The organism is Nonomuraea sp. NPDC049684 (genome assembly GCF_044465345.1).
In the GTDB taxonomy this organism is placed as follows: domain Bacteria; phylum Actinomycetota; class Actinomycetes; order Streptosporangiales; family Streptosporangiaceae; genus Nonomuraea.
Genome location: NZ_JBITLO010000002.1, coordinates 912,567 through 930,959, shown reverse-complemented (window position 1 = coordinate 930,959; position 18,393 = coordinate 912,567). Strand labels below are relative to the sequence as shown.

The 18,393-nt window shown below is 73.0% G+C and carries 16 protein-coding genes; 5 read left to right on the top strand and 11 right to left on the bottom strand.

Going from position 1 to position 18,393, the window contains the following annotated elements; translation table 11 throughout:
- Nucleotides 1-29: 29 nt before the first annotated feature.
- The gene (locus tag ACIBST_RS10050) at nt 30-914 is read left to right on the top strand and encodes an SDR family NAD(P)-dependent oxidoreductase (RefSeq protein WP_397170622.1); all 885 of its coding nucleotides are present in this window, start codon (nt 30-32) and stop codon (nt 912-914) included.
- Here the strand turns inward: ACIBST_RS10050 and ACIBST_RS10045 are convergent.
- Entirely contained in the window at nt 859-1,812 is a 954-nt protein-coding gene (locus tag ACIBST_RS10045) for a hypothetical protein (RefSeq protein ID WP_397170621.1), read from the bottom strand. The two genes, ACIBST_RS10050 and ACIBST_RS10045, sit on opposite strands and share 56 nt — an antisense overlap.
- Before the next feature lie 97 nt (nt 1,813-1,909).
- Between ACIBST_RS10045 and guaA the strand changes: the two genes are divergently transcribed.
- The 4 genes from guaA (at nt 1,910) to ACIBST_RS10025 (ending at nt 7,005) form a co-directional block, all read left to right on the top strand.
- Entirely contained in the window at nt 1,910-3,457 is a 1,548-nt protein-coding gene (gene guaA, locus ACIBST_RS10040) for a glutamine-hydrolyzing GMP synthase (RefSeq protein ID WP_397170620.1), read from the top strand.
- A 289-nt stretch (nt 3,458-3,746) separates the two neighbouring features.
- Complete coding sequence (locus ACIBST_RS10035) at nt 3,747-4,925, top strand: PP2C family protein-serine/threonine phosphatase (protein WP_397170618.1); 1,179 nt, start codon at nt 3,747-3,749, stop codon at nt 4,923-4,925.
- A complete protein-coding gene (locus ACIBST_RS10030) occupies nt 4,922-6,544 on the top strand; it encodes a CHASE3 domain-containing protein (protein ID WP_397170616.1) in 1,623 nt (540 codons plus the stop codon). The genes ACIBST_RS10035 and ACIBST_RS10030 overlap by 4 nt, the downstream gene beginning before the upstream one ends.
- Complete coding sequence (locus ACIBST_RS10025) at nt 6,541-7,005, top strand: response regulator (RefSeq protein ID WP_397170615.1); 465 nt, start codon at nt 6,541-6,543, stop codon at nt 7,003-7,005. The genes ACIBST_RS10030 and ACIBST_RS10025 overlap by 4 nt, the downstream gene beginning before the upstream one ends.
- A 22-nt stretch (nt 7,006-7,027) precedes the next feature.
- Here the strand turns inward: ACIBST_RS10025 and ACIBST_RS10020 are convergent, their stop codons facing one another.
- From ACIBST_RS10020 to ACIBST_RS09975, 10 genes are all read right to left on the bottom strand, one after another.
- Nucleotides 7,028-8,500: a hypothetical protein gene (locus ACIBST_RS10020; RefSeq protein WP_397170613.1), complete on the bottom strand. Its 1,473-nt coding sequence runs from the start codon at nt 8,498-8,500 to the stop codon at nt 7,028-7,030.
- A gap of 28 nt (nt 8,501-8,528) precedes the next feature.
- Nucleotides 8,529-9,203 carry a polysaccharide deacetylase family protein gene (locus ACIBST_RS10015; protein WP_397170612.1) on the bottom strand — a complete coding sequence of 225 codons (675 nt, stop codon included), beginning with the start codon at nt 9,201-9,203 and terminating at the stop codon, nt 8,529-8,531.
- 95 nt (nt 9,204-9,298) lie between these two features.
- Nucleotides 9,299-9,997 (bottom strand): class I SAM-dependent methyltransferase, encoded by a 699-nt coding sequence (locus ACIBST_RS10010; protein ID WP_397170610.1) that lies wholly within the window; start codon nt 9,995-9,997, stop codon nt 9,299-9,301.
- Entirely contained in the window at nt 9,984-11,234 is a 1,251-nt protein-coding gene (locus ACIBST_RS10005) for a glycosyltransferase (protein ID WP_397170609.1), read from the bottom strand. Before ACIBST_RS10005 ends, ACIBST_RS10010 begins: the two co-directional genes overlap by 14 nt.
- 106 nt (nt 11,235-11,340) lie before the next feature.
- Nucleotides 11,341-13,515, bottom strand: a complete 2,175-nt coding sequence (locus tag ACIBST_RS10000) for a hypothetical protein (RefSeq protein WP_397170607.1) — start codon at nt 13,513-13,515, stop codon at nt 11,341-11,343.
- A gap of 240 nt (nt 13,516-13,755) precedes the next feature.
- Nucleotides 13,756-15,024, bottom strand: a complete 1,269-nt coding sequence (locus ACIBST_RS09995; protein WP_397170605.1) for an acyl-CoA reductase — start codon at nt 15,022-15,024, stop codon at nt 13,756-13,758.
- Nucleotides 15,024-16,052, bottom strand: a complete 1,029-nt coding sequence (locus tag ACIBST_RS09990) for an acyl-protein synthetase (RefSeq protein WP_397170604.1) — start codon at nt 16,050-16,052, stop codon at nt 15,024-15,026. The genes ACIBST_RS09995 and ACIBST_RS09990 overlap by 1 nt, the downstream gene beginning before the upstream one ends.
- On the bottom strand, nt 16,049-17,368 hold the full coding sequence (locus ACIBST_RS09985; RefSeq protein ID WP_397170602.1) for an AMP-binding protein: 1,320 nt from the start codon (nt 17,366-17,368) through the stop codon (nt 16,049-16,051). The genes ACIBST_RS09990 and ACIBST_RS09985 overlap by 4 nt, the downstream gene beginning before the upstream one ends.
- Nucleotides 17,368-18,126, bottom strand: a complete 759-nt coding sequence (locus tag ACIBST_RS09980) for an SDR family NAD(P)-dependent oxidoreductase (protein WP_397170600.1) — start codon at nt 18,124-18,126, stop codon at nt 17,368-17,370. Before ACIBST_RS09980 ends, ACIBST_RS09985 begins: the two co-directional genes overlap by 1 nt.
- The gene (locus ACIBST_RS09975; RefSeq protein ID WP_397170598.1) at nt 18,101-18,349 is read right to left on the bottom strand and encodes an acyl carrier protein; all 249 of its coding nucleotides are present in this window, start codon (nt 18,347-18,349) and stop codon (nt 18,101-18,103) included. Before ACIBST_RS09975 ends, ACIBST_RS09980 begins: the two co-directional genes overlap by 26 nt.
- Nucleotides 18,350-18,393 lie beyond the last annotated feature (44 nt).

The following is an 18,393-nucleotide window of genomic DNA, read 5'->3' as shown; positions in this document are numbered from 1 at the left end:
GCCGAGCGAGCGCTAGGGAGGTTCAGGCCGTGCGTGAACTGTCCGGCAGGGTCGCGGTGGTGACGGGCGCGGCCAGCGGCATCGGCAGGGGCCTGGCCGTCCGGTTCGCCGCCGAGGGCATGGCGTTGATGCTGGCCGACGTCGATCCCGGCGGGCTGGCCGAGACGGCCGCGCTCGCGCGGAAGGCGTCCGCCGGGCCTGGCGAGGTGCTCACGCAGGTCACCGACGTCTCCGACGCGGCGGCCGTGGAGCACCTGGCCGACCGGAGCTTCGGCGAGCTGGGCGCGGTGCACGTGCTGTGCAACAACGCCGGCGTCCACCAGGGCGGCCGCCTGTGGACCAGGACCGCCGAGGACTTCGCCTGGCTGCTCGGCGTGAACCTGTGGGGCGTGCTGCACGGCGTGCGCGCGTTCGTGCCGCGCATGATGCGGCAGGACACCGAGGGGCACGTCGTCAACACCGTGTCCGTGGCCGGGCTGCTCGCCGCGCCGGGCGCGGGCGGTTACGCGCTCACCAAGTACGCCGCGCTGGCCGCCTCGCAGTCGCTGGCCCAGGACCTCGCCGCCGTGGGCTCCAAGCTCCGCGTGACCGCGCTGTGCCCCGGCGCGGTCAGGACGCGGATCGACGACTCGGCCAGGTCCCGCCCGGCCGGCCTGGTCACCACCCCGACGGACGACGAGACGGCCGCCCGCGAGGCCGTCGGGGCGGCCATGGCGCGCGGCGTCGAGCCCGCCGAGGTCGCCGCCCTGGTCGTACGGGCCATCCGCGAGGAACGCTTCCTCGTGCTGACCCACCCCGAGTTCGCCGACCGGCTGCGCAGGCAGACCGAGCTGCTGCTGGCCGGCGAGCTGCCCGGCGCTACCAGCGGCGCTCGTGGACCAGCACGCTCACCACGCTCCCGCGCCGCGGATTGACCAGCAGCCGGACGAAGTCGCCCGGCAGCACGTCCTGGTAGACGCGCTCCTTGGCCCGGTACGCCGGCGCCCGCTCCGAGATGCCGTCGTGCACCGCCAGGTAGCAGGTGCGCGAGGAGGACAGGTCGTCGCCGTGCTCGGTCACGATCCAGCGCTTGACCACCCGCCCCTCGACCTCCTGCCGCTTGGGCGCGCCGCCGTCGCGCGGAGCCGGCTCGACCAGGACGCCGCGCCACCCGTCGCCGGTGAAGACCCACTCCTGCCGCGGGTCCACCGGAGCCGGCTCGGGCCCGGCGACCTCGCGGCCGAGCGGCGTCAGCACGAACCCGCGCCCGCCCAGCAGCAGCGCGGCCCCGGCCACGAACGCCCCCGCCGTGGCGATCCAGCCGGGCCACGACACGCCCGCCTGCGAGATGGTGACGTACCAGGGCCCGGCGAGCCCGGCGGCCAGCAGCAGCGGCACGAGCATGCTTCCCCAGCGCCGCCGCGCCAGCCCGAGGTCGATGGCGCTCTGCCGGACCAGGGGCACGAACGCGGCGTCGAGGTCGCCGCTGTCCGGTATCAGGGCGACGACCGGCGCCTGCGTCGCGCCGCCCATCCGCGCGGCCACCCGGTCGAGCACCCATCGCTCGTACGGCCACACCTGCCCCTCGCCCGTCGCGGAGAGCGTGAGCCGGTCGTCACGGATCGTCAGGAACCCGCGCCTGGCCAGCTCGAAGACCGTGGCGTGGAAGACCTCACCGGCCCGCAGCCCGCGTAAGAGCTCGACGACGGCGGGCGGCGCCGCGGGAGCAGGGGCCGCCGGGGGCGCGGCGGCCCGGCGCGTCGTCAACCCGAACGCGGCGGCCAGCGCGGCGAACCACAGGGCCCACGCCGAGGCCGGCCAGACAAGATCCACCGTTCTGTGTTAGCACGAGTGACGGTGTGAGGCCAGGCGTAATACCCGAGGCCGATACAATGAAGGCACCGCATTTCGCCTTTGGGGGGTTCTCACGGTGTCTGAATTCGACACAGTGCTCGTGGTCGACTTCGGCGCACAGTACGCGCAGCTCATCGCCAGGCGGGTGCGCGAGTGCCACGTCTACTCCGAGATCGTGCCGTCGACGATGTCGGTCGAGGAGATGATGGCCAAGAAGCCGAAGGCCATCATCCTGTCCGGCGGCCCGTCGTCGGTCTACGCCGAGGGCGCGCCGCCCGTGCCGCACGGCCTGTTCTCGACCGGCGTGCCCACGTTCGGCATCTGCTACGGCTTCCAGGCCATGGCCCAGGCGCTGGGCGGTGAGGTCGCCCGCACGGGCGTCGCCGAGTACGGCGGCACCGCGCTGAAGGTGCTCGACGAGGGCGTCATCTTCCAGGGGCTGCCCGCCGCGCAGACCGTCTGGATGTCCCATGGCGACAGCGTGGCCGCGGCCCCCGAGGGCTTCGCGGTCACCGCCTCCACGAGCGAGACGCCGGTCGCCGCCTTCGAGCACCCCGAGCGCGGCCTGTACGGCGTGCAGTTCCATCCCGAGGTGCTCCACTCCGAGCACGGTCAGGCCGTGCTCAAGCACTTCCTCGACGCGGCCGGCTGCCGTCCGGCGTGGACGATGCTCAACATCGTCGAGGACTCCGTCGAGTCCGTGCGCCGGCAGGTCGGCGAGGGCCGCGCCATCTGCGCGCTGTCGGGCGGGGTCGACTCGGCGGTGGCCGCGGCGATCGTCCAGCGGGCCATCGGCGACCGGCTGACCTGCGTCTTCGTCGACCACGGGCTGCTGCGCAAGGGTGAGGCCGAGCAGGTCGAGCGCGACTTCGTGGCCGTCACGGGCGTCAAGCTGCGCGTCGTCGACGCCGCCGACCGCTTCCTGAAGGCGCTGGAGGGCGTCACCGACCCGGAGGAGAAGCGGAAGATCATCGGCCGCGAGTTCATCCGCGTCTTCGAGGACGAGCAGCGCGCCATCATGGCCGACGGCCCGGTCGACTTCCTGGTCCAGGGCACCCTCTACCCCGACGTCGTCGAGTCCGGCGGCGGCACGGGCACCGCCAACATCAAGTCCCACCACAACGTCGGCGGCCTGCCGGAAGACCTCCAGTTCAAGCTGGTCGAGCCGCTGCGCGCGCTGTTCAAGGACGAGGTCCGCAGGGCCGGCGAAGAGCTGGGCCTGCCGCCCGCCATGGTCTGGCGGCAGCCGTTCCCCGGTCCCGGGCTCGGCATCCGCATCGTCGGCGAGGTCACCCGCGACCGTCTGGCGCTGCTGCGCGAGGCCGACGCCATCGCCCGCGAAGAGCTCTCCCGGGCCGGCCTCGACCGGCAGATCTGGCAGTGCCCGGTGGTGCTGCTGGCCGACGTGCGCTCGGTGGGCGTGCAGGGCGACGGCCGCACCTACGGCCACCCGGTCGTGCTCCGGCCGGTGACGTCCGAGGACGCGATGACGGCCGACTGGGCGCGGGTGCCCTACGACGTCCTGTCGCGCATCTCCACCCGCATCACCAACGAGGTGCGCGAGGTCAACCGGGTCGTGGTCGACGTCACGAGCAAGCCCCCGGGCACCATCGAGTGGGAATAGCGCCGTGTGCGGACGGCCCGGACCGGCTGACGGTTCCGGGCCGTTCGCATGTCCGGCCATGAGCGGTTAATGCAGGTCAGGGGGTTGGTTATGGTGGAAGGAGGTCGATTCGCCAGACCCACTGGACCCCGGCCCGTTACGATTGCTCGGCTTGTGGACGCATACCGGAAAGTTTCTTGGGAAAAGTGCGTGAGTTTGGGCCACTTCTTGGCCGTAGTGGGCAGTGGGGCACCTGAGGCGTCGATTCGTTAGAGCTCGGTGCCGGTGGACGAAGGGTGCAATTGCCAACATGGCCCATGCGAGTGAGGATGTCCGGCAGCCGTTGGTGTTGCTCGTGGAGGACGATCCGCAGGATGCGCTGATCGTCCAGGAGCTGCTGGAGGACAGCGGCCTTGCCGTCCGGCTGGAGTGGGCGCGTTCGGTGGACGAGGCCCGCAGGGCGCTGGCCCGCCTGCGCCCCCAGTGCGTGCTGCTCGACCTCGGCCTGCCTGACGCCTACGAGTTCTCCGCCCTGTCGTCGGTGCTGGAGGAGGCCGGGGACGCCGCGGTCGTCGTGCTGACCGGCCTGGCCGAGGAGAGCGCCGGCCTCGCCGCGGTGACCGCCGGAGCCCAGGACTACCTGGTCAAGGGCCGGGTCGAGGCCGAATGGCTGGGCCGCACGCTGCGCTACGCCATGCAGCGCAAGCAGGCCGAGCAGGCGGCCGTGGCGCTGCACACCGAACGCATGCGCGCCAAGGAGAACGCCCGCCTGGAGCGCGGCCTGCTGCCGACGCCGCTGCTGCAGGAGATGCCCCTGGAGGTCGCCTCCCGCTACCGGGCCAGCCGCGGCTCGGCCACGCTCGGCGGCGACTTCTTCGACGTCGTCGAGACCGACGACAAGGTCGTGCACGCGGTGATCGGCGACGTCTGCGGCCACGGGCCCGACGAGGCGGCGCTCGGCGTCTGCCTGCGCATCGCCTGGCGGGCGCTGGTGCTCAACGGCATGACCGGCGTCCCGCTGCTGCGCCAGCTCGAACGGATCCTGCGGGCCGAGCGGGCGGGTTCTGAGGTCTTCGTCACGATGTCCACGGTCGTCCTGGAGCCCGACCGGCACACGATGCGGGTGTGGCGCGCCGGGCATCCCGGCCTGCTGGTGCACACGGCCGACTCGGTGCTGCTCGCCGACCCGCGGCAGGGGCCCGCGCTCGGCCTGCCCATCGAGCCCGACTGGGAGGAGGACCTCCTGGAACTGCCCGAGGGCGGCGGCGTGACGCTCTACACCGACGGCCTCTTCGAGCGCCGGCTGCCGGGCGACACGCCCCGGTGGCTGGGCGAGGAGGGCCTGCTGGAGCTGTCCTCCCGGTGGACGGGCCTGGGCAGCGAGGAACTGCTCGACGCGATCCTGGCCGACGTCGAGGCGGCCTCCGTCCACGACGCGGCGGCGGACGACGTGGCCGTCGTGCACCTGCGCTGGAAAGACGAATCGTGAGCGAACAGGCGTCCGTGCTGGAGAGGCAGGCCGTGCAGAAGGTTTCCCGTACGCGTGGCGGCGAGCAGGGCTGGCGGCGGCTGACCGTCCACGGCTGGTTCGTGCTGATGATCGCGGCCGTGTCGGTCCTGGTGGTCACCTGCGTGGTGGTCGCCACCGTGATGCTCGACCGCACCGCGCGGCTGTCCGACCAGGTCATCCTGCGCATCTCGCCGGCCAGGATCGAGGCCGCCCAGTTGCGCAGCACCCTGATCGACCAGGAGACCGGCGTACGCGGGTTCCTGCTGACCGGCAACGAGGACTTCCTCCAGCCGTACACGGCGGGCGTGGCGGACGAGCGGCGCAGCCGCGAGCGCATCGCCACGCTCATCGGCGACCGTCCGGAGCTGGTCGGCGAGCTGAACGCGGTCAGGGACGCGGCGGCCACCTGGCGACGCGACTACGCCGAGCCGCTCACCGCCGACAAGCGGGCCGACGGGGTCATCTCGGCGAGCCGCATCGAGAGCGGCAAGCAGGCCTTCGACCAGATCAGGGCGCTGCTCGACCGGCAGGACGAGCGGCTGGCCAAGGCCCGGCAGCTCGCCCAGGAGGAGCTGCGGCAGGTCGAGCAGGTGCGCAACCTGGCCTTCGTCATCATGCTGGTCCTGTTCCTGGTGGCCGGCGTCGCGATGGCGGTGCTGCTGCGGCGGGCGATCGGGCGTCCGCTCGACGAGCTGCGCGAGGCCGCCCGCGACATCGCCGCCGGCGACTTCGACCGGGCGATCCCCGCCAGCGGGCCGGCCGACATCCGCGAGGTCGCCCGCGACGTGGAGTCGATGCGGACGAAGATCGTCTTCGCCCTCGACGAGTTCCGCAAGCAGCACGTCCTGCTGCGCGAGCAGGCGGCCGGCCTCGACGCCCAGGCCGAGGAGCTGCGGCGGTCGAACGCCGAGCTGGAGCAGTTCGCCTACGTCGCCTCCCACGACCTCCAGGAGCCGCTGCGCAAGATCGCCACGTTCTGCCAGCTCCTCCAGAAGCGCTACGGCGATGTGCTCGACGAGCGCGGCGTCCAGTACATCCACTTCGCCGTGGACGGCGCCACCCGCATGCAGGTCCTGATCAACGACCTGCTCACCTTCTCCCGCGTCGGCCGCCTGTACGACGACCGCAAGCCGGTCGAGCTGGAGGAGTCGCTCGACAAGGCCCTGGTGGACCTGTCGGCGGTGATCGAGGAGACCGGCGCCGAGATCGAGCGGCCCGACCCGCTGCCCAGCGTGATCGGCGACCCCACCATGCTCGGCATGCTCTGGCAGAACCTCGTCGGCAACGCGCTGAAGTTCCGCGCCCCCGACCGCGCCCCGCGCATCCGGATCGCCTGCGAGCAGCGGGAGAACGAGTGGCTGTTCTCGGTCACCGACAACGGCATCGGCGTGGAGGCCGAGTTCGCCGATAAGATCTTCATCATCTTCCAGCGCCTGCACAGCCGCGAGGCCTACAGCGGCACCGGCATCGGCCTGGCGATGTGCAAGAAGATCGTGGAGAACCACGGCGGTACGATCTGGCTCGACACCGGCCACACCGAGGGAGCCCGGATCAGCTTCACCCTGCCCGCCGTCACCGACGAAGGAGCGACCGCATGACCGTCCAGCCCATCGAAGTGCTCCTGGTCGAGGACGATCCCGGTGACGAGCTCATCACCCGCGAGGCGTTCGAGGACAACAAGATCCGCAACAACCTCCACGTCGTGCGCGACGGCCTGGAGGCGCTCGACTTCATCTACCAGCGCGGGGCGCACGTGGGCGCGCCGCGGCCCGACCTCGTCCTGCTCGACCTCAACCTGCCCAAGTACGACGGGCGGCAGGTGCTGGAGCAGATCAAGGGCGATCCGGAGCTGCGGGCGATCCCGGTCGTCGTCCTGACCACCTCCTCGGCCGAGGAGGACATCCTGCGCAGCTACAAGCTGTTCGCCAACGCGTACGTGACCAAGCCCGTCGACCTTGAGCAGTTCATGGCCGTCATCCGGCAGATCGACGAGTTCTTCGTCACCGTGGTGCGGCTTCCCGGCCGTACCCGGCTGCCCGACGGCCAGGGCCTGGCCTAGTCGCCTGGCCTGGTCGCCTGGCCTAGTCGTCAGGGCCGGTCGTCTCGGCGGCGGGCGGGGCCGGCCGGCGCAGCGCCCGCCACGCCGGCCGGGCCGCGGCGATCACCAGCCGCCCGGCGCTCGCCAGGAGCAGCGGCGCCAGCAGCAGCCCGACGAAGATCGGCGCGGCCATGTACCGGAAGTCCTGGGCCGAGATGTTGGCCAGCACGGCGAGCTGCTGCCCGGCCACGACCGCCGCCACCCCGACCACAAAGCGGTTGCGCAGGGCCAGCGCCCCCAGCGCCACCGCCGCGTACGACAGGTAGGCCCACGAGGCCCCCCGCCACAACACCCAGTCCCACTGCGGGAGCAGCGCCCCCGTCAGCCACGGCTCGGCCACCTGGTTCAGCTCGGCCGACAGCGGCCGGAGCGAGAACACCCCGCGGCCGGCGAAGTCCGGCACCTTGCCGGGCCCCACGTACGTGTCGGCGCTGGGCCGCCGCGAGAACCGGTACGTCATCCCGCCCACCACGTACGGGTCCTGGACCGGGCTCCACGCGATCGCCCCCCGGCACAGGCGGGTGCCGACGATCATCCCGGGATCGCTCGTCAGCAGCCGTTCCCACAGGCCGAGCAGCTCGCCCGCGTGCGCGTCGGCGGCCGGCCAGCTGAAGTCGCGGCGCCAGATCAGCAGGTTGACCGTGGCGCAGGTGCCGCCCTCCCACCACCTGCTGAGCGGCGCGACCGAGGTCATCAGCGCCTTGTCCTGCTCGGTGAACAGCTCAGGACGCTCCCTGAACGCCACGGCGACGTCGGCGAAGGCCGTGTGGTAGACGTACGTGCTGGACGGCGGCGTGATGCCGAACCGCGGGAACAGCAGGTTCGTCAGCAGCAGCGGCACTGCGGCCGCCACCGTGCCGACGAGCGCGAGCCGTACCCGCCGCGTGGCGACGACCACCAGCAGGACGGCGACGGCGATGCCCACCACCAGGAAGCCGTTCGCGCGGAACAGCCCGAGCAGCGTCATGAGCACGCCGAGCCCGGCCAGGGAGACCCGCCGGCGCGCGGCCATGCGCGCGCAGACCCCCGCGATCATGATCGCGCAGATCGTGAACGGCACGTCCTTCCACAGCGTGACCGTGAACGCCCCCACCGTCGGCGTCACCGGCGCCAGCACCGCCACCAGCGTCGTGGCCCACCGCGGCGCCCCCAGCGACACGAGCGACCGCGCCAGGTACGTCAGCGCCCCCGCCATCGCCGTGGTCTGCGCGAACGTGACCGCCCCGAGGTCACCCGTCCTGGTGAAGCTCAGCCACAACAACGCGTCGTAGGCCACCGAATGGTCGCTCACCCACGGCCCGACGACGGTGTGGCTGAGATAGAGCACCGAGTCGCGGCTGAACAGCCCGGGGTAGAAGGCCGCCCACCAGCAGGCGAGCACCGCCTGAATGATCAGGAAGGTGACAAGGGCGACCCACGGCCTGGGACGTGCCGCGGCGGGGCTGACGCTCTCCATGGTTCCAGCACTCGGGAGGGAGACGTGCTCAGAAGTAGCTCACTCCGGAGTCGGGCCCCTTGCCGCGCAGCAGCGTCGGGACGGTGACCAGGGTGTAGCCCTGCTTCTTGAGCTCCTTGACGATCTCGGGCATCGCCTTGACGGTCTGCGGGACCGTGTCGTGCATGAGGATGACGCCGTCGCGCTTGGCCAGCTTGAGCACGGTCGCCTTGATCTTCTTGGCGTCGCGCAGCTTCCAGTCGAGGGTGGTGCCCGTCCACAGGATCTCGGCCAGGTCCTGCTGGTCGGCCATGCGCAGCACGCGTTCGTCGGTGTGCCCGTAGGGCGGGCGGTACATCGTCGGGCGGCGGCCCGTGGCGTCTTCGATGAGCGCCTGGGTGGTGCGCAGCTCCTCGATGATGTCGTCGTCGCGCAGGGTCGGCAGCGAGGGGTGGGAGTAGGTGTGGTCGCCGATCGCGTGCCCCTCCGCGGCCTGCTGCCGGGCCAGCGCCGGACGCCGCTCGACCTGCTTGCCGACGAGGAAGAAGGTGGCCTTGGCCCCCTCCTTCCGAAGCACCTTGAGCAGCGTCGCCGTGTGCTCGCTCGGGCCGTCGTCGAAGGTCAGCGCCAGGCACTTGAGCCGGGCGCAGTCGATCTTCGGGGCGGCGGCCGCGGGCGTGGCGGTCAGGGCCAGGGTGGCCGCGAGGAGGGCGTGAATCACCACACGCGACAGCCTAGAACCATCCGGGCCCGGCCGCGTCACCGGACATCGACTTGAGACCTGCCCCCGGCCTTCCCCCTCCTGTGGCTCGGAACCCGTCACCTGCCCAGCCTGGCCCGCAGGAACAGCGTCACGCCCTTCAGCGACCTGACCGGCAGGTAGCGCTCGGCGCGCACCACCATCGACAGGCCCGCGTTCACCACCGCGGGCGTCGGCTGCAGGTCGCTGCCCCTCGACCGCCGCCGGTGCCGGGCCACCAGCGGGCGCAGCAGCACGTTCCAGCTCCACAGCCGGTCCACCTTCAGCCCGGCCTTCTCCACCACGACGGTCAGCGTGTCCCGGCCGTAGCGGCGTACGTGGCCCACGGCGTCGTCGTGCGCCGACCACAGCGCCATGTCGCACGGGACGGCGATCAGGGCGTGCCCGCCGGGCGCCAGCACCCGGGCGATCTCCTCGGTGACGAGATGGTCCTCGTGGATGTGTTCGAGCACGTCGAACGCGGTCACCAGGTCCATGCTCGACGACTCGAACGGCAGCGCCCGCGCGTCGGCGTGCACGGCCTTGAGCCCGCGTTCCCTGGCGACCTCGACCGCCGTCTCGCAGTAGTCCGTCGCGGTGGCGTCCCAGCCGGCCTCGACCAGCACCCGGGTGTTCCCGCCGCCGGCCGCGCCGACGTCGAGCGCCCGCCCTGGACGGCCCAGCTCGCGCAGTTCCCTGCGCAGGATCGCCCGGCGCTCCCGGTACCACCAGTGGGTGTCCTCAAGGTCGAGCAGCCGGCGGATCTCAGTGGTTTCCATGTGGTTGGTTCCTTGTGCGGGAGAAGACCCAGCGGTCCAGAGCGGTGAAGCGGATCAGGGTGAGCAGACCGTACGTGGCGACCACCGCGCTCATCTCCATCAGCCGCCCGGCCCCCGGCGACACGCTGCGCAGGCCGAGCACGGCGGAGGTGGTCAGGAGGTAGTTCGCCAGGAAGAGCAGCGCCGCCCGGAAGTGCATCGCGGTACGCCGTCCGCCCAGGCGGTTGAACGTCCAGCGCCGGTTCGCCTCGGTGTTGACGAACCCGGTGAGCACCAGCGCGCCCAGGTTGGCCGGCGCGGGCGCCCAGACGCCGCGCAACGGCAGGTAGATGAGCGCGTACAGCAGGACGGAGAACACGCCGATCGCGGCGAACGAGGCGAACTTCGCCAGCGTCACCGCCCTCGGCCGGGCGACCACCGCGTCGGGATGCGTGGGCGTGAGCTCCGAACGCGCCACCTCGACGTCGGCCCGGCCCATGGACATCGACCAGGCGACCCTGGCCAGGCCCTTCAGGTCGTCGATCGCCGTCCTGACCACGCGGACGCGCGAGTCGGTGTCCTCGATCCAGTCGACCGGCACCTCGTGCACGCGCAGGCCGTTGTGCTCGGCCAGCAGCAGCAGCTCGGTGTCGAAGAACCAGGCGTCGTCCTCGATCTTGTCCATGAGCGGCCGGACCACGTCGGTCCTGGCCGCCTTGAACCCGCACTGGGCGTCGCTGAACCGGACCCCGAACCCGTACCGCAGCAGCGCGTTGTAGCTGCGCGAGACCACCTCGCGGCGGATCGAGCGCAGGGTACGGGCGCTGTGCGCCAGCCGGGTGCCGATGGCGATCTCCGAATGCCCGCTCGCCACCGCCGCGACCAGCGGGAACAGCGCGCCGAGGTCGGTGGACAGATCGACGTCCATGTACGCGACGATGTCGGCCGGGCTCTCCCGCCAGGCCGCCTTGAGCGCGGCTCCGCGGCCCCGGATGTCCAGGCGGCGGGCGTGCACCCGGTCGTGCTCGGCGGCCAGCCGGGTGGCGATGGGCCAGGTGTCGTCGGTGCTGCCGTTGTCCACGACCGTGATGCGCCACGGCAGCGGGAAGCCGTCCTCCAGGAACCCGGTCAGCGTGCGCACGCAGCCCGGCAGCGCCCGCTCCTCATTGAGCACCGGGATGACGATGTCGACGGTCGCCAGGCCGGCCGAGGTGTCCAGGACGTTGGGGCTCGGGTCCATGGCGGCACGCGTGTCCATAGAGTTCCCTGATCGCTTGCGGCGGTAGGTTCACGGAAATGGTGCTGGGGGCGTCCAGCGGGGCGCGTGCCGTTTCTTCGCACCATTCCATGAACGGGGGCAAGCTTTACCCGGTCGTGAGCTCGTACACGGAGGCGTCGGCGTTGCGGAAGCGCAGTTCGGCGTATGTCTCCAACGCCGGATCATTGCTGGTGAACAGCCATTTGACGCCGTATTTCCGGCGGAGCCTGCCGACGTTCGCGGCCGACGGCTCGCGGAAGGCCGCGTCGTTGTCGGCCAGCCTGGTCTGGTCGGCGAACGGCACCTGGAGGTAGGGGGTCACGAACATCTCGGCGCGCGACAGCGTGCTCTCGGCGTACGCCCAGCCCTCGACCAGCACCCGCCGCTCGGTGAACCCCGAGACCCAGAAGTGCCTGCTGTCGCACGTACGGCGGGGCGCCGGGTTGCGGCAGTGGAGGTCGGTGGCCACCACGTCGCCGGGCGCGGAATGGTCACGCAGCCACCGTCCGGCCTCCAGCGCCCCGGCCGGGATCAGCCGCTCGCGCTCCCACGGCTCGGGCGCGACGTGCACGACCGCCTCCCGCAGCGAGGTGGGCACGGCGTACCCCGCCAGCAGCGCCACCACCGCCAGCGAGAACCCCCTGCGCCGGAACGCCAGCACCACCACGGCCACCCCCGCGAGCACCAGGTACGGGACCAGCACCCGCACCAGCACCGCGCCCGGCGGCGTCAGCCGCGAGGCCGCGACGGCCACCGCCGCCCCCGCCCCGGCCAGGCCCGCGACCACCGCCCACGGCACCCGCCGCCGCTCCACGGCCGCCACCGCCCCGCACACCGCGGCCACCGACAGGTACGGCCGCACCCCCTCCAGGAAGTAGAGCTGCGCGTCGGACGGATGGCCGAGCACCATGATCGCGCCGATGCCCGCCAGCCCGACGCCGACCGGCAGCAGCACCGCCGGGTCCAGCAGCCGGGACCTCAACGCCGCCACGCCGCCCCACACGCAGAGCAGGCAGAACAGGTGGATGCCGGCGAACACCAGCACCGGCCCCCACGGCTCGGCGGCCAGCGCGGGCGGCTGCACGTCGGCCACCACCCCCCACAACGTGCGCATCGTGGCGAACGGCGCCACCACCGTGCCCTGCGCCCCTCGCCCGAACACCACGAACTGCGCGATCAGCAGGCAGCCGAACGTGATCGCCGCCGGCACCACCCACTCCCGCCGCAGCCGCCGCTCCACCGGCAACCGCACGACCAGCACGAACACCAGCCCGGCCAGCAGCAACGGCAGGAACGTCGCCTTGGCCCCCGTCAGCGCCAGCAGCAGCACGGCCACCGCCGCCCACCCCCTCGGCCGCATGGCGGTGAGCACCAGCATCACGGGCGCGAACAGCAACGCGCCGAACGTCTGCGTCGGGCTGGCCCACGCGGTGAACATCGACCGTGAGGTGAACACCACGCCCTCCTGCAAGACGGGGGCGAACAGGAAGTACGTGACGCCGACCGCCGCGAGCCCCGCCCCCCAGCGCCCGCCGAGCCGCCGCCCGAGCACCGCCACGAGCACGACCATCGCGAACGTCATCGGCAACGTGGACAGCCGGTAGACCAGCGTCACCGGCTCGATCCCGGTGACCCAGCTCGTGGCCGCCATCTCGGCGTAGACGAACCAGTGGTAGGACAGCCGCTCGCCCAGCACCGACGGCAGCGTGGGCGGCACGTGGTTCCTGACCTCGCCGAGCAGGGCCAGGTGGTAGGGCATGTCGACGTACGCGTCGGTGATCGGCACGCGGTAGAGCGACCGGGCGCAGAAGGCCAGCAGGTAACCGGCGACGCCCGCCAGCGACCAGGCGCACCACCAGGGCATCCGTTCGCGCTCGGCCCGGCCCCGCCAGTGACGCCGCAACCGCGGCACCACGAGGAACGCCGCGACGGCGGTGACCGGCCAGCCCAGGACGAGCAGCGGCAGGCCGGCCGCGCGGGCGGGGATGTAGACCAGGACCTCGACCGCGTACCCGAGGGCCAGCCCGGCGGCCACGTCCTCGGCGAACGACCGGCCGCCGCCGGTGAGCGCCCGCCAGAGCAACGTCCCCGGCAGCGCCACCCCGAGCAGGACGTACGCGCCGAAGGCCGCCAGATCGCCCGCCGGAACCCCGCACCAGAGCAACACCCAGGCCGCCCCGCCCAGCACCGTCCCGGCCGGCAGCCACCCCGCGAGCAGCCGCCGCCCCCACCCCGGCGCCCGCCGCCCCCTGACCGGGGCCTCCACCACCGCAGCCGTCATCCCCAAGCCACCCCCTCATGCCCCCGAGCCGCGGCCGGGGACCGCGGCCCGCCCTCCCATCCCTGCCGGCCCGCACCAGCGCGACGACCGCCAAGGGGTCCGCCAGGCGCCGGGGCGACCGTCGTGGGCCTGTCGTCCGGGGCGGCGGACCGGTCGCCGCCCGGCGGCGCGATGGCCCGCGGAGGAACGGACGTCATCGGTGCCCCGGCCCCGTGCGCGGCCGGTTCGTCCGACGAGGGCTCATCTGACCACGGTCACCAGTCGCGTGAACTCGCCCGGCAGGTCGACGCCGTCCCACACCCGGTGGAAGCTCAACGCGCTGCCCACCGGCACCATGCGATCGACCCCGCGCCCGGCGAGCTCCCGGGCCAGCCCCTCCAGCTCGCCCAGCGAGAAGCCGAAGTGGGTCAGCGTCTGGTCCTTGCGCTCGACCATCGGGACCAGCTCCGCCAGCGTCGCCACCCGCGCGTGCGCGAACGTGCCCGCGCCCAGCCACCTCCGCGGCATGGCGGCCGCCGCCGCCAGCGTCACGTTGGCCAGCGCGTTGCCCCGGAACTCGATCAGGTCCACCAGCCCGTCGGCGGCCAGCCCGTAGACCGAGACCCGCTTCTCCACCGCCATCGCCGCGTCGACGTCCCAGCCGCGCCCGGCCAGCACCCGCGACACCTGCTCGGTGAAGTCGCCCCGCGCCGCCTCGCCGTCGCCCTCGGCCCCCACCCAGAACACGGTGCGGGGCGAGGAGCAGGCGGCCTGGTCGAACCAGTAGCTGTCGTTGACGAACCCCTCGGCCGCCGCCACCCTGGCCGCGCGCGGCGCGCACAGCCAGGCCGCCGCGTTCACCACCGCGAACGACGAGCGGTCGGGGAAGGTCAGGTCGCGGGCGTGCGGCGCGAGCGGGTGGCGGCGCACCTCGCGTACGGTGTCGTCGCCGCCCCAGATGACCCGCAGGTCGCAGGCCGCCGACAGGGCGGCGGTGACCGCCTCGGCCCGCCGGTCGTAGGAGACGATGCGCTGCGTGGCCGTCACCACCGGATCGGCGTCGGCCAGCGCCTCCCCGAGCGTGTCGAGGACGACCGCGGCGACCGCCCCCGCGCGCGGCGACAGGCGGACGACGTTGCGGTTGCCCATCAGGGCCGACAGGGCCCAGGAGTAGACGAAGACGGTGTCGACGTTGGCCGGCGGGAGATGGAAGACCAGGCCGCGCGGCACGCGTACGTGCGGGGTGCGCAGCTCGTCGAGGGTGCGGGCCAGCTCGCTCGGCCGCAGGAAGAACCCCAGCGAGCCCAGCTCGGGATGGCGGCGGGCCAGCGCGGGCCGCAGCAGCCGCTTGCCGAACGCCGCCAGGAACCCGCGCACCCGCTCGTCGCCCACCTCAAGGGGCGCGCCCTGCCGCACCTGCGCGACCAGCTCCTCGACGGGGACGGGCGAGCCGCCGGGAGGAAAACGCACCACGACCCCGCCCGCCTCGCCCACGCGCGGGATCCGGGTGGTGATCGATCGATCGGTCATCAGCCGCCCTGCCCGAAGGTGTCGCTGCAACCGCGCGCCTCGGCCCGCGGCAGCCTGCCCAGCACGGTGAACCGCTTGCCCGGCCAGTGGCCGTCGTCGACGCCGTGGACCATGCCGAGGTCTTCGGTCAGCAGCGCGTGGCCGGGATAGGAGGTGGGCAGGGTGCTGACCACCTCGATCAGCCCCGGCTCGCCGGGCGGGACCTCCCGCCAGGTGCCGGGGTCGCGGATGACGACGTCGGCGAAGTCGGGGCAGTAGAGCCCGTCGCCGCCCGGGCCCTCCAGGAAGACCGTGCCGATCTGCTCGACCATGCCGTAGAAGTTGTGGACCCTGGTCAGCCCGCACTCGGACGCCAGCCGCCGGCGGAAGGCGTCGTTGTCGACCGCCTGCTCGGCCAGCCGCTTCCAGCCGCCCGAGTGGATCAGCACGCCCTGGGACAGGTCGGCCCCCAGGCCGAGCAGGTAGAGCCAGACCATGAAGGTGAACCCGAAGACCAGGAACGGCTCGCCGCCGTGGCGGGCCAGGAACGCCTCGACGGCCGCCGCGTCGACCTCGCCCTGCTCGTCGAGGACGAAGGTGTGGTCTCTGCCGAAGTTCATCATCCCGAGCACCCCGGCCCCCCGGGCGCTCAGGGCCGGGCCGCGGACGACCGAGCGGCCGTCGACGATCAGCATCGGCAGCCGCCGCTCGCCCAGCACCGCCCGCAGGGTCGCGGCCAGCATGCGCGGCTGCGCGGCCGCCGCCTCCCGGTCGAGGTAGACCCGGCTCGGCCGCTGCCCGGTGGTGCCGCTGGAGGTCAGGACCCGGAACACCGCCTCGGCCGGGACGCTGCGCAGCTCGTGGGTCTTGAACAGCCGCACCGGCAGCCACGGCAGGTCGGCCACCCGCTCGTAGGGCGGATGGGCGCCGATCGCGTCGAGGATGCGCCGGTAGGGCGGGCACGCCCGCCGGTGCCGCTCGGTCAGCGCCGCCAGTTCCCCGGCCAGCACCTCCTCCCGCGCGGCGGCGTCGAGCGTGAACACGCTCACCGCCCGGCCTCCGCGGCCGACTCCAGCGTCCGGTAGTCGATCTTGCCGGTGGGCAGCAGCGGCAGCCGTTCGACGGCGCGCACGTCGAAGCCGCTCCAGTGGAGCCGCAGCTCGGCGCCCAGCCGGCGGGCCAGGTTGCGGCACCCGGCCGCGTCGAGCCCTTCGGCCCACACCGTGACCCGGTCGTCGCCGCTGGTCGCCGCGACCGGGACGGTGTCGCGCAGCAGCTGCTCGACGTCGTCGAGGTTGACCCGGACGCCGAAGATCTTGGCGATGCGCCTGAGCCGGCCGGTGACGTAGAGGAAGCCCTCGTCGTCGAGCCGGCCGAGGTCGCCGGTGCGCAGCACCCCGCCCAGGTCGTCGGGCCTGGCCAGGTCGGCGGCGGTCTCGGCGTAGCCCATCATCACGTTGGGCCCGTGGTAGACGACCTCGCCGCCGTCGATCGTCAGCCGCCCGCCGGGGACGGCCTGCCCGGCCGAGCCCGGCTTGTCGGCGAGCCGGTCGGGCGGCAGGACGGCGATGCGGGCCGTGGCCTCCGTCTGGCCGTACATGACGAAGAAGCGGTCGGCCTGGGCGGCGAACAGGGACACCAGCTCGGGGCTGAGCCGGCCGCCGGCCTGGGTGAGCGTGCGGATCGTGGGATGCTCGGCGCGGTCGAAGCGGAGCCTGCGCAGCATCTCGTACTGGTAGGGGACGGCCGCGAGCGAGGTGCACTTGTGCTCGTCGAGGTGCGTCCAGAAGGACCGTTCGAGCAGCCCGGCCTCGGTCAGGACGACCGTCGCCCCCGCGTGCAGGTGGCTGTTGAGCACCGACAGGCCGTAGCTGTAGTGCAGCGGCAGGCTGGTGGGCGCGATCTCGCCGGGCATGATCGACAGCGCCGAGGCGATGGCGGCGGCGTTGGCCGCGACCGCCTCCCTGGACAGCCGCACCAGCTTGGGGTTGCCCGTCGAGCCCGAGGTGGCCAGGAGCACGGCCAGGTCGGGATGCGGGTCGGGGGCCTGGCCGCGGGCGCCCGGCGGCCCGTCGGGCGCGTGGGTGAACCCGACCAGCGCCGCGGGCCGGAACCGGCTCACCAGGTCGGCCAGGGCCGCGGCCGACAGGTCGGGGTCGAGCAGCGCGATCGGCCTGCCGGTCTGCCAGGCGGCGAGATAGCGCAGCACGGACGCCAGGTTGTTGCGCATGCCGCAGAACAGCGGCCCCGGCCGCAGCCGGGACAGGGCCTCGGCCACGCGGGCGACGCGCCGGGCCAGCTCGTCGCCGGCCAGCCCCTCCTGGTCGCCGGCGACGACGAGCCCGGCCTGCCCGGATGGGAACATCACGGCACCAGCCCGCCGTCGACCCCCAGCACCTGGCCGGTGATGTACGACGCGCCGGGCGAGAGCAGGAACGCCACCGCCTGGGCGACGTCGTCGGGCCGGCCGATGCGCCGCAGCGGGGTCGCCGAGATCGCCGTCTCGCGGTCGTCGGGCCGCAGCGTCTTCAGCATGTCGGTCTCGACGTAGCCGGGGGCCACGGCGTTGACCCGGATGCCCGCCGGGCCCATCTCCCTGGCGGCGGCCAGGGTCAGGCCGATGACGGACGCCTTGGTCGCGGAGTAGGCCGCCTGGTTGGCGCCGCCCGCCCGGCCCATGAGCGAGGAGACCAGCACGACGGCGGGGCCCTGCCCGCGCAGCAGCAGCCGGAACGCCAGTTGCAGCGTGTGGGCCGGGGCCAGGGCGTTGGTGCGGTAGAGCTCGTCGAGGGTCTCGGCGGGGGTCATGGCCAGCGGGCCGGAGGCGTAGACGCCGGCGTTGACCACCAGGGCGTCGAGCCGCCCGTGGCGCCGGGTGATCTCGCGCATGTGGCCGGCCACCGCGGCGCGGTCGGCCACGTCGCCGTGGACGGACCACGTCCGGCCGCCGGTCGCCGCGGCCACCTCGGAGGCGGCCTTCTCGGCGCGCTCGGCGTCGCGGCCGTGCAGGACGACGGTGTGGCCGGTGGCGGCCAGGGTGGTGGCGATGGCGCGGCCGATGCCCCTCGTCGACCCCGTGACCAGGGCGACGCGGGCCTCAGACGGCGGCTGCGCCGATTCCATGCTTCTCCAGCAGCTCGCCCGCCTTGGCGAACGAGCTCATGTCGATCATGTCGTCGGTGTCGATCATGATGGAGAACTCGTCCTCCATCGCCGCGATCAACGCCATGTGGGCCAGGGAGTCCCACTGGGGGATGCCGCGGTATTCGAGGCGGTCGACGGGTGCGTCGGCCGGCAGGTTGAGCGCCGTGCGGAAGACGGCCCGCAGGCGGTCGAGATGACTCATGATGTCTCACTCTCTGTCCTCAAGCCACGACGCAGTGTAGCGGG